At 38.3% G+C, this 12,030-nt stretch carries 12 protein-coding genes; all 12 read right to left on the bottom strand.

All coding sequences use genetic code 11. From position 1 onward, the window contains the following. Positions 1-63: 63 nt before the first annotated feature. A complete protein-coding gene (locus tag ACTWPF_RS09065; protein WP_238018832.1) occupies positions 64-594 on the bottom strand; it encodes a hypothetical protein in 531 nt (176 codons plus the stop codon). 99 nt (positions 595-693) lie between these two features. Then, the gene (gene rpoD / locus ACTWPF_RS09060) at positions 694-1,818 is read right to left on the bottom strand and encodes an RNA polymerase sigma factor RpoD (RefSeq protein ID WP_106896952.1); all 1,125 of its coding nucleotides are present in this window, start codon (positions 1,816-1,818) and stop codon (positions 694-696) included. A 28-nt stretch (positions 1,819-1,846) separates the two neighbouring features. Continuing rightward, complete coding sequence (dnaG, locus tag ACTWPF_RS09055; RefSeq protein WP_106896953.1) at positions 1,847-3,664, bottom strand: DNA primase; 1,818 nt, start codon at positions 3,662-3,664, stop codon at positions 1,847-1,849. A 485-nt stretch (positions 3,665-4,149) separates the two neighbouring features. Further along, positions 4,150-4,953, bottom strand: coding sequence for a pyruvate, water dikinase regulatory protein (locus ACTWPF_RS09050; RefSeq protein ID WP_106896954.1), 804 nt, complete (start codon positions 4,951-4,953; stop codon positions 4,150-4,152). Between the two features lie 23 nt (positions 4,954-4,976). Then, the gene (locus tag ACTWPF_RS09045; protein ID WP_106896955.1) at positions 4,977-5,606 is read right to left on the bottom strand and encodes a helix-turn-helix transcriptional regulator; all 630 of its coding nucleotides are present in this window, start codon (positions 5,604-5,606) and stop codon (positions 4,977-4,979) included. Between the two features lie 88 nt (positions 5,607-5,694). After that, positions 5,695-7,779 (bottom strand): glycine--tRNA ligase subunit beta, encoded by a 2,085-nt coding sequence (gene glyS / locus ACTWPF_RS09040; RefSeq protein ID WP_443149012.1) that lies wholly within the window; start codon positions 7,777-7,779, stop codon positions 5,695-5,697. After that, positions 7,780-8,658 carry a glycine--tRNA ligase subunit alpha gene (gene glyQ, locus ACTWPF_RS09035; RefSeq protein WP_443149011.1) on the bottom strand — a complete coding sequence of 293 codons (879 nt, stop codon included), beginning with the start codon at positions 8,656-8,658 and terminating at the stop codon, positions 7,780-7,782. A gap of 338 nt (positions 8,659-8,996) precedes the next feature. Further along, positions 8,997-9,740 carry a DNA repair protein RecO gene (recO, locus tag ACTWPF_RS09030; RefSeq protein ID WP_443149010.1) on the bottom strand — a complete coding sequence of 248 codons (744 nt, stop codon included), beginning with the start codon at positions 9,738-9,740 and terminating at the stop codon, positions 8,997-8,999. Between the two features lie 42 nt (positions 9,741-9,782). Further along, on the bottom strand, positions 9,783-9,926 hold the full coding sequence (locus tag ACTWPF_RS09025) for a YqzL family protein (protein WP_081779328.1): 144 nt from the start codon (positions 9,924-9,926) through the stop codon (positions 9,783-9,785). Between the two features lie 94 nt (positions 9,927-10,020). Next, positions 10,021-10,923 (bottom strand): GTPase Era, encoded by a 903-nt coding sequence (era, locus tag ACTWPF_RS09020; protein ID WP_443149248.1) that lies wholly within the window; start codon positions 10,921-10,923, stop codon positions 10,021-10,023. Between the two features lie 293 nt (positions 10,924-11,216). Next, a complete protein-coding gene (locus ACTWPF_RS09015; RefSeq protein ID WP_238018822.1) occupies positions 11,217-11,576 on the bottom strand; it encodes a diacylglycerol kinase family protein in 360 nt (119 codons plus the stop codon). Continuing rightward, complete coding sequence (gene ybeY, locus ACTWPF_RS09010) at positions 11,566-12,030, bottom strand: rRNA maturation RNase YbeY (RefSeq protein WP_106896961.1); 465 nt, start codon at positions 12,028-12,030, stop codon at positions 11,566-11,568. The genes ACTWPF_RS09015 and ybeY overlap by 11 nt, the downstream gene beginning before the upstream one ends.

The raw sequence follows: 12,030 nt of genomic DNA, 5'->3' as shown, positions 1-12,030 counted from the left end.
AGAAAAGACTATTTATATTTTACTCGAAAAACCAAATTGTTTAAAGAGTTTACCTATTAAAATTCACAAAATAATGTAAAGGCAAGTAAATAATAGAGCAACTATACCAGTAAAAACTAAATATTTAAGTCGTTGACGTCTTCCTATCAAGATCCAAGAACAGAAATTCACTACAAAAAACAAACTAGTATAAATATCGTGGAAGTGAAATAACTTCCCAAGCGTCAACGTTATTAAGAATATAAGAAATAAGCTTGTAATTAAACCTGTGTGATAGAGCGCATTATACCTGTTTTTCATAGAGGCATACGTCCAGCCACTATAGCATAGAAAAAGGAGTAGCATACCAAGTTGCAAAAACAGTTCTACTTGAGTAAAATAAATTACATAGAATGAGAACGGTAACAAAATAGACACTAAAATTATTTGCAAGCTATTCTTAGGTCGTTTTTTAGCGTTATTGTCCGTCTCTGTAACACCTTCTCCATTGGTATATAATGCAAGTAGGAAATCACAGTATGTATCAGGAAGCAGGTGGTGTTCTTTCCAGTAGTTAATCTCTCTCACAATTGTAGCAATTCTATCCTCTGACATCCCTCACACTCCTATAAAAGAATGCTAATAGAGCGTTTTTCCTTATAGTAATAGAAGGGGCCATTGAACATGCAACATGTACAATGACCGTACCACTATTTAATCAAGGAAATCCTTTAATCGTTTGCTTCGGCTAGGATGTCTTAACTTTCTAAGAGCTTTAGCTTCGATCTGACGGATTCTCTCACGTGTCACTCCAAAGACTTTTCCAACTTCCTCAAGCGTTCTAGTTCGTCCGTCGTCAAGTCCAAAACGTAGACGTAATACGTTCTCTTCACGATCTGTTAGTGTGTCAAGTACGTCTTCAAGCTGCTCTTTTAATAATTCATAGGCAGCATGATCAGATGGTGACACTGCTTCCTGATCTTCTATAAAGTCGCCAAGATGTGAATCATCTTCTTCACCGATTGGTGTTTCTAATGATACAGGCTCTTGTGCAATTTTTAAGATATCACGAACTTTGTCTGGCGAGAGTTCCATTTCTTCACCAATTTCTTCTGGTGTAGGCTCCCTACCTAAGTCCTGTAGTAATTGACGTTGTACCCGGATAAGCTTGTTAATGGTTTCGACCATATGAACCGGAATACGGATGGTTCTGGCTTGGTCGGCAATTGCACGCGTAATAGCTTGGCGGATCCACCAAGTTGCATACGTACTAAATTTGAACCCTTTTCGGTAGTCAAATTTCTCAACAGCTTTCATCAGACCCATGTTTCCTTCTTGGATCAAATCGAGAAAAAGCATACCTCGTCCAACATAACGTTTAGCAATACTTACAACTAGACGAAGGTTTGCTTCAGCAAGTCGTCTCTTTGCTTCGTCATCATCTTTTTCAATTCTTGTTGCAAGATCAATCTCTTCCGCAGCAGACAATAGATCCACTCGTCCAATTTCCTTTAAGTACATACGAACAGGATCATTAATTTTGATTCCTAGCGGGACACTCAGATCGTTAAGGTTAAATTCTTCTTCCTTCGCGATTTGCTGCATATTCGGATCTTCTTCTGATTCACCAATTATCTCGACACCCTGTTCTCCAAGGTACTCATAAAATTCATCCATTTGATCAGATTCGATTACAAAATTAGATAGGCGATCAGCTATTTCCTCATATGCCAGCACACCGCGCTTTTTCCCCATCTCAAGTAATTGATCTTTTGCTTGTTCAATGGTTAGTTCAGGCTCATTATTTTCTTTGGTTTCTGAAGGCTTGTTTTCGGCCATGAGTCCCCCTCCTTCCAGATACGTTAAATTAATTCGTATTCTTTAACTGTTTTCGTATTTCCATAATTTGTTTAGCAATCTGAGCTGCTTTTAATGGATCATTCTGCCTCTCAGCCATTACTTGTTGGTTTTTTAACGATTGAATGTCCGTTACATCATTTGCTTGGGTACGAATCACTCTAATATAATCGTTGATCTCTTTATCACTGATATCTTCAAAAACAGGGGCCATTGCGATTTCAATCACCATCTGCTTTAATTTTTGATCAGTTAGCCGTTCAATGAATAAACTTACGTCGGCTGAATGACCGTCTTCATAAAAAGCATATAAATGGGTAGCAATAATTTTGTGCTCATCCACATTAAATGCCGCGCCAAGTTCTTCACGAACATTTTCAGCAATGGATGCATCCTGTAACATATAGCAAATGAGTTTTTTCTCAGCATTTTGAAAAGCAGGTAGTAATTTTTTGTTTCGAACAGATGCTGTACCATTATTAGTATATCTGTTCTTTTCGCTCTTATCCTTCACTTTGCCGTTTCTGCTTTGGTATGTCTGTAACTCACCAGCTAAAGTATCCAGTGATATGTCAAATTCCTTACTTAACTCTTTTAAGTAATATTCCCGTTCCACTGGACTATCAATCATCGCAAGCTGCTCAAGCATTTTTTCAATATACTTAATACGGTCACCTTCAAGGTTTAAATTATACGCTTGACGGTGATATCGCATATAAAACGCGATAAAGGTCTCACTTGCTTTTATCACTTCATTCTGGAAGGCCTCTTTGCCGTATTTCTGAATAAAGCTGTCTGGATCAAGTCCATCCTTTAATCTTGCTATTTTCACTTCACAACCAACAGTGCGCAATAAATCGGCGGCTTTGCTCGTTGCTTCGACACCAGCATTATCTCCGTCATAGCAAATAATAACCGTGTTCACATAACGTTTTAACAATTTCGCTTGATATTCCGTCAGCGATGTTCCCATTGTAGCAACTACATTTCTGACATCGGCCTGGTAGGCGGATATAACGTCCATATATCCCTCAAACAAAACTGCTTCGCCTTCTTTGCGAATGTACTTCCTAGCTAAATCGAAGTTAAACAGTAGCTTACCTTTTTGGAACAAATCACTTTCTGGGCTATTTAAGTACTTCGGCTCTTGATCATCCCCTAGAGCTCGCCCGCCAAATGCAACTGTTTTCCCCAAGTGATTTCGGATTGGAAAGATCACCCTGCCCCGAAACCGGTCACTTACACTATTATCATTCAGAAGCGAAACTAAACCTGCTTTGACTAGGATTTGTCTATGAAACCCCTTTTTCTCTAGGAATTCAGCAGTAAAATCCTTTGCATTTGGTGCAAAACCTAACTGAAATGCATCAATTGCCTCTTCAGCTAACCCTCTAGCTTGTAAATAGTGGTATCCCTCTTTGCCATCTTTCGCATATCGTAATAAGTGATGGTAAAGTTTTGTAACCCATTCATAAGCAGACAGAACGCTCTGGCTTTCCTGTGATAAGGAGGATTCTTTTTTAATCTCCGTGTCAGGTAATTCCTTGCCAGACCGATCCGCTAAAAATTGTAGTGCTTCATAGAAAGAATAACTTTCCATTTCCATTAGGAAGGTTACAACATTGCCTCCCTTACCACAACCAAAACAGTGAAATATTTGTTTTTCCTGTGTTACGGAGAAGGAAGGAGATTTTTCTCCATGAAACGGACAAAGTCCAAAATAATTCCGACCTTGTTTTTTCAATTGGACATAGTCCCCGATAACATCCACAATATCGTTAGCTTGTCGAATTTCTTCGATTACTGTTTCGGGAATTTGATTTGCCATTGACATCACCATACTATCATTACTATTCGTCACATAAGAAAGAAAATCCTTCATTATTCGACAATATTTTTTCTTTACGGAGAAAAAATTCCTTCATTCGCGAAGTATTTCTTAGAAGGATTAGTTGCAAATAACACATGCAATTATTTTGTTATTTTACTTACTCCATCAAATACAGGTATGAAGCTCCGTAATAATGACTATCCTAAAACAAGGTTAAACGAATTAATACGAACTAAATAGTTACTTGCTTTACACTATTTCTACATATTCCATAAAGAATCCTTCTTTTAATTGAATGTTTTACTTTTCAGAATATGCAACAGTCATATAAATAGAACGATTGTTTCTATATATATCTTTACACAAATTACGATTATAATACACTTTAACCAAAAACGCCAGAATTTAGCACATTAATTTGATAAATAAGTCGTAACAAAAAACATTCTATTTAATGAATAGAATGTTAAATTGTTATCTCCCTAGTCCTGAATTAATTGTAATATATTATTCGCTGTCTCTTCGACAGCCTTATTCGAAACATCAATTACTTTACAGCCAATTCGATTGACAACATCATCAAAATAACGAAGCTCCTGATGTATCCTTTCTATATTGGCATATGTAGCCTGCCCACCAAGTCCGAGCGCCTTTAATCGCTCTTTTCTTATTTCATTCAATTTGTCTGGGCTAATCCGCAGCCCGATACATTTATCAGGATGCACCTCAAAAAGTTCTTCTGGTGGATCAACCTCTGGAACAATAGGAACATTGGCTACCTTTAACCGTTTATGTGCAAGGAATTGGGACAATGGTGTTTTTGATGTTCTTGAAACACCGATCAATACGATATCAGCACGTGCAATTCCTCTTGCGTCGCGGCCATCATCATACTTAACAGCGAATTCAATAGCTTCAACTCTCTTAAAGTAATCTTCATCGAGTTTATGAACCAGCCCTGCTTCCATCCTCGGCAAGTTATCAAAAACACGTTCCATAGAAGCAAGCATAGGACCCATGATATCTATTGCTTCAATATTCATTTCTATAGCCCGATCGTTTAGGTACTTTCTTAAAACCGGATCAACTAGAGTAAATCCAATCATTCCTTTATTCTCTATCGTTAGTTGCATTACTTCATCAATCGTACCAGTATCCTCTACATAAGGGATCCGATGTATTTTATACTCTCCATTATTAAACTGACTAAGCCCCGCTTTGATTACAAGTTCAGCGGTTTCTCCGACAGAGTCAGAAATAACGTATACAACCGGTGTCAATGTCATTCATGTGCCCCCTTCATTATAAATTAAACTTGGTCATTTGTAATCAGCTCGACAAACACCTTGGTAATAGTAGTCTTAGTAATTCGGCCAATGACTTCAAGGCCTGCCTCTGTGTCTCGTACTACAGGAATTCCATCTATTTGCTTATTTATCAGCTTCATCGCAACATCAATTAATAAATCTTCTCTTCTGCAGATCGTTATATTCGGCATCCTGGTCATTATAATATGTACTGGCACGCTGTTTAAGTCCTGCTGGCCAATGCTTGCCCGTAATAAATCCTTACGAGATAAGACACCAGTTAAACAGGAATGATCGTCAACGACAAACAATGTCCCCACATCTTCAAGAAACATGGTTGATATAGCGTCATACACAGACACACTTTCTTTTACCACAATCGGAACATGCTGGTACTGCTGAACCTTAAATTTTTTGATTTGTTCTGTAAGTAACTCCGATCCTGTCTTCCCTGTGAAAAAATAACCCACTCGCGGTCTAGCATCAAGAAAACCGGCCATCGTCAGGATGGCCAGATCTGGTCTTAAAGTTGCACGCGTGAGACTTAATTTTTCCGCGATGTTTTCACCAGTTATCGGCCCAGCTTCTTTTACAATCTCTATAATTCGTTCTTGTCTTTTCGATAATTCCATCAAGCCACCACCTGGCGATCAATATTGCATACTTGCATCATATTATAGCTTATACACAAGGAAAAGGAAAATATAGCAACAAATGTTACTAGAAATGCTGCTTCCATTCGATATTTGCAAGATCAGCGTAATCTCTAATCAGCATTGCGATTTGCTGAACAAGTGCTAAGCGGTTAGCACGGATATCTTCATCATCGGCCATAACCATGTTATGTTCAAAGAATTCATGGATAGATTCAGAAAGGGTAGAAAGAACGTCTAATGCATCTTTTGCCTCTTTCCCATCTTTTTTATCTTGATATTTCTCTTGTACTAATTGGAAGTTCTGATACAATTCTTTTTCAGAATCTGTTTCAAATAAACTTGTATCCACATTACCATGCTTTTCTTCCTTGGCGAGATTCAAGAGTCGGACAAGCGCCTCTTGTACTGGCTTGAACGCTTCATCATTTCTAACTGCAGACAATGCTTGTGCTTTTGAAATAGTGTAAGACACATTGCCAATTTCCTCATGCAATACAGCCTGTGTTATATCTTGTTCGACTCCTACTGCTTTTAAGATAAAGCTGGCGCGAGCAGTAAAGAAAGAATGTAGTTCTTTCTGCACATTGGTTTCTTCTTTTATCTGTATACCGGATTCCTTTAGTAGCTGTACAGTGATAGTCAGCATTTCCTCAAGCGTAATATTCCATCCTCTTGCTTCAAGAATACGCATTACACCAAGAGCTTGACGCCTTAGTCCATATGGGTCCTGTGAGCCTGTTGGCGTAAGCCCTATTGCAATACAACCAACTATGGTATCTAATTTATCTGCTACACTAACCATTGCGCCAATCTCACTATCAGGTAGTGTACCATTTGCTTGGACAGGCAAGTAATGTTCTTTTATTGCACTGGCAACCTGATCTTTTTCTCCAAAGTGGAGGGCATATTTTTCGCCGATAATCCCTTGAAGCTTAGTAAATTCATTTACCATGTTCGTCATAAGGTCAAATTTGCAGATTTCTGCAGCTCTTAATGCTTGCTTTGTAATTTCTTCGTTGCTGTCTAGCTGTTTGGCTAATTCACCTGTGATTCCGATAATACGTTTTGTTTTATCACCTATTGTGCCAAGTTTCTCCTGGAAAACAACCTTACCTAATTTTTCTTGGAAAAAGTCTATGGAATGCTTTTTGTCTTCATTGTAGAAGAAAGCTGCATCGGATAAACGAGCACGCAGCACTTTCTCATTTCCTTTTATTACAGTCTCTAAGCCGTTTGAATCACCATTCCGTACTCCTACGAAATGAGGCAGTAGTTCCCCTTCCATTGATTTAACCGGAAAGTATCGTTGGTGTTCCTTCATAGATGTGATGAGTACTTCAGAAGGAAGCTTTAAATACTGTTCTTCAAAAGAACCAATAAATAGTGTTGGGTACTCAACAAGGTTTCGAACCTCTGCCAGTAATTCTTTATCGACTGGTATTTGATAACCATTCTCCTCTTCAGCTGACTCTATTTCATCTAGAATCATCTTCTCCCTTGCACGTGAATCAACAATCACATAACTCTCTTCTAGTTTTCCCTTATACTCTTCTGGATTTGTTAGTGTGATTTTATCTCCTAGAAAGCGGTGGCCGTATGTGACATTACTCGTAACCACGCTTGCTACTTCAAATGGAATGACCTCACTGCCAAATAAAGCAGCAATCCATCTAATCGGCCTTGCATAACGTAATGATTGCGTTCCCCAACGCATGTTTTTACCAAATTGGATGGACTCAATAATGGATTGAAATGCCGGAAGTAGCTCATATGTTGGCTTTCCTTTAATAACTTTTGAGACATAAATATAGTTTGTTCCTTTTATTTCTTTGATATAAATATCGGAGACATCTTTCCCCTGTCCTTTAGTAAAGCCTATAGCTGCCTTAGACCAATTACCACTCTCATCTTTGGCAATTTTCTCAGCAGGTCCTTTTGCTTCTTCTTCGATCGTTTCCTGCTCTTCAGCTACACCTGTAATGTGGATTGCAAGCCTTCTAGGAGTAGAATAGCTCTTAATAGAATTAAAAGCGATCCGTTGTTCTTTAAACCAACTGGCGGCCTTCTCTTTTAGTTGGGTTTCTGCATCATCGACAAATCTGGCAGGTAGTTCTTCTAGTCCGATTTCAAGTAAGATATCCTTTGCCATTTACTTCTCCTCCTTTTGAACCATAGGGAAACCAAGTCTTTCCCGTTCCGCTACATATGCCTTTGCAATGCTTCTAGCAAGATTACGTATCCTTCCAATATACCCCGTTCTTTCTGTCACGGAAATAACACCTTTGGCATCAAGTAAATTAAAGGTGTGTGAACACTTAAGGACATAATCATAGGAAGGAAAGACTAAACCTTTCTCCATCGTCACCTTGGCTTCTTGTTCGTACATTTCGAATAACTGAAACAGCATGTCTGTGTTCGACTGCTCAAACGTATAGACAGAATGCTCGTATTCAGGCTGGAAAAAAATATCCTTTACCGTGACACCTTTAGTCCATTCAAGGTCAAACACATTTTCTTTATCTTGGATGTATGATGCGAGGCGCTCAATGCCATAAGTAAGCTCTACTGTAACCGGACTCGCTTCTAAACCACCAATTTGTTGAAAATAAGTAAATTGTGTGATTTCCATTCCATCTAACCAAACTTCCCATCCAAGCCCCGCTGCACCCAATGTAGGATTTTCCCAATTATCTTCCACGAACCGAATGTCATGTTTTAAAGGATCAATCCCAAGCTCTTTAAGTGATTCTAGATATAGCTCCTGGATATTATCAGGTGATGGTTTCATGATCACCTGAAATTGGTGGTGCTGATAAAGGCGATTCGGGTTTTCTCCATATCTGCCATCATCTGGCCGTCTTGATGGCTCTACATATGCGACATTCCATGGTTCAGGTCCAAGGCTTCTCAATAATGTCATGGGTGACATCGTACCAGCACCTTTTTCCACATCATATGCTTGCATGATAATACAATTTTGGTCTGACCAGTGCTTTTGCAAAGTCAAAATCATTTCTTGAATATTCATTGTCACAAACCTCCGTTTTATCAATTGTCATGTCATTGCTTAATGGCTATAAATTTCCTTTCCTAACGTACAAAAAACCCGTCCCTATGTCTAATCAATAGACATAGGGACGGGTTTTAGCCGCGGTTCCACCCTATTTGCTCAAGCAAGAATGAGCCACTTTATTGGAGCTACTCCAGAGTGCCATTCCTTTATGTACTGTCATCCGGCTTGCACGATCCCGAATTCGCTGTTCACAGATTACAAAAAGTACTAATCTCTATCACTGTAGCTATTATTCACATTGAAATATGTAAAAATAATACGTCATTAACTCCTGTCTTGTCAAGTTGAATCCCTTAAGAGAACAAGTCAATCTGAGAGAGGAATTTTCTTGATTTTAAATAAAAACCCCCATATGCATCATAGTAGCTGTTCAACAACAGTCGAAGGAGGTTTTTATTTTCCTCTTTTACCGAAATAGATCCGACCTGGTCTAAATTAACTGCTGAAAATACATACAAAAGCCGTGTGACGGAATCAGGTAGCTCTACTGCAGCGCCATCTAAATAACGACACTGTCTACAGAGAAGTCCGCCTTCTTGTATGGAAAAAGCATAAGGGCTTTGCTTTTGCCCACAATTGGCACAACGGTCAACGGTTGGAGCAAAACCACCTTTTTGAAAGAGTTTCATTTCCAGCATCATTATGGGAATTACAGAATCTTCTTTTTCTGCAATCCAATGCATAGTCCGCTCGAATTCATCATATATATTGATGTCCGGACTTTTTTGGTCCATTAATTTATCCAGCAATTCTGAGATATAAGCGGCATAAGAGGTTTTTACTATATCTTCTCGTATCGCGCGCAGTGAATGAAGAACCTCTCCCTGCTGCAGGGTGCTTAACCCACTATTTAGATAAACGAAAAATTCTCCATAAATGAATGGCTGCGTAACGGCAGCCATTCGGCTTTTAGGTTTTTTAGCACCCTTTGCCAAGAGAGAGAACTTGCCTACCTTTTTACTAAAGATCGTGACTATCTTATTGGTTTCACCATAATCCGTCGTTTTAATTACGAAGCCATTTATTTTCTCTAACACAGACCTTCCCCTTTTCTAACGGAATGTGCCCAAGTTTTTTTACTAAAGCTGTGAATCCATTGAAGTTTCTTCCTGCTCCGTCTGTCCAGTAATAGTATTGTTTGGTTCATTTTCCAACTCTTTCATTAATAAATAGGTTTCAATGTTTCCCGTTTGACTAAAAACTCTCCAGGTTAAGTCTATCACAAGAAACCCCACCTTTCTTTTTAGTTTGAAAATGTAACTCATTAATTAGAATGACCACACGGGCTAAAACAATTAGTATAAAAATTTACCATGTTTAATATTCGTCACTTCTAAACCCGTATTCATGAAGCTGATTTTGTTTGTTTCTCCAGTCTTTTTTTACCTTTACCCAAAGTTCGAGATAAACTTTTGATCCAAGTAAAGCTTCAATATCTTGTCTAGCATATTTCCCAATATTTTTCAGCATACTTCCCTGTTTACCAATTAGAATGCCTTTTTGTGTCTTTCTTTCTGTCACAATAGTCGCTTGAATAAACAGCGAGTTATTATCCCGTTCTTCCATGTTTTCCATGACAACAGCTATGGAATGTGGTATCTCTTCTCTTGTTAATTGCAATACTTTTTCTCGGATCAATTCCGTAATAATAAAACGCTCAGGGTGATCCGTCACTTGATCCTCGGGATAATACTGAGGACCTTCAGGCAAATTACCTTTCAAAACATCTAATAAGTGGGTCACATTATTGCCTTCCAGCGCCGAAATAGGAATGACTTCTTCAAATTCCAGTTTCCCTTTGTATTGCTCAATTAGAGGGAAAAGGTCATCAGGGTGGATCAGATCTATTTTATTTATAACAAGATAGACTGGTCGATTTACATTTTGTAGCATGTCGAGGATATATTGATCTCCTCTTCCATACCCTTCTTTTGCATTAATCATAAATAAAATGGAATCCACCTCATTAAGTGTGTTTTCCGCTGTCTTGACCATAAAATCCCCAAGGCGATGCTTTGGTTTGTGAATCCCTGGGGTATCGATAAAGACAATTTGGGCGTCATCCTGTGTGAGTACCCCTTGAATCTTATTTCTTGTGGTTTGTGCTTTGTCACTCATAATCGCAATTTTTTGTCCAATTACTTTGTTCATAAACGTTGATTTCCCTACATTGGGTCTACCGATGATTGCTACAAATCCTGATTTGAAATTTTCCATGATGTTTCCTCCAAGACGAGATTTCTTTTTATTATCATACTACAAATACTAGCTACTTTCATATAATCGACAAAACCTTTAAAAACTTTCTATCTTCTGCAAGAATATTACACGTATTTTATTTCATCAGTTCCTATTGAAAAGCTTTTAATTATTATTTAAATTAGAAAAATCAGGGGTTCACTCGACTTTTAGCGAATATAATCCGAATTTTGCTTCCCTACTGAGTATTAGAGTTTTCTTCAAGATAAAATATTTTTAATTACCTACGTGAAAAAAAGCCCCTCCTCGGGACTTTATATACCCACTATTTTAGGGATGAAAACAATCAGTCCTATTACTGTCGCCATAATAGCACAAAGCAGCACTGCCCCCGCAGACAGATCCTTCACTACTTTTGCTTTTGGATGAATCTCTGGATTAAGGTAGTCAAGCATTTTTTCAATTGCACTGTTCACACATTCCGTTACTAGAACGCTACCTATCGCTACTACGATAAATAACCATTCTACCTGGCTCAGTTGCATGACCAACCCAGCCGTGATGACGAGAACAGTTGCAAGCAGGTGAATTCGGAAATTCCTTTCCGACCTCACCACACTTATAATACCGTTCCAGGCATATTTAAAGCCAATGGACTTTCGATTATCTTTCAATGCCAAATGCACCCAAGATTTCTTCTTGTCTTTTAAACATAACCACTTCGTCTTCTTTTCTTATGTGGTCATATCCTAGTAAATGAAGAAAACCATGAAGTGTGAGAAATGCTAATTCACGCTCAAGTGAATGATTATAATCCTCAGCTTGTTCTTTCGCCTTATCAACAGAGATGACGATGTCACCAAGAATAAGTGGCATCTCGTCGCCAACGATGTTTAACTCGCCTTCAACTGTTTCCTGCATCGCAAAAGAGATGACATCTGTAGGAACATCCTTTTGTCGATAATTTCTGTTCAGCTCTTGAATTTCATCGTTATCTACAAAATTAATCGACATTTCAGCCTCAGTAGAGATTTTTTCCTCTTTTGCTGCAAATGTTATAAGTTGTTGAAGCATATCAATATAATCGCTATTCACTGTATTCGTACTGTCATGAAAATCAATATACAT

Source organism: Oceanobacillus sp. M65, assembly GCF_052246275.1.
Lineage (GTDB): Bacteria > Bacillota > Bacilli > Bacillales > Amphibacillaceae > Oceanobacillus_B > Oceanobacillus_B jordanicus.
The sequence above is the reverse complement of the archived record's forward strand: the minus strand, read 5'-3'. Positions and strand labels throughout refer to the sequence as shown.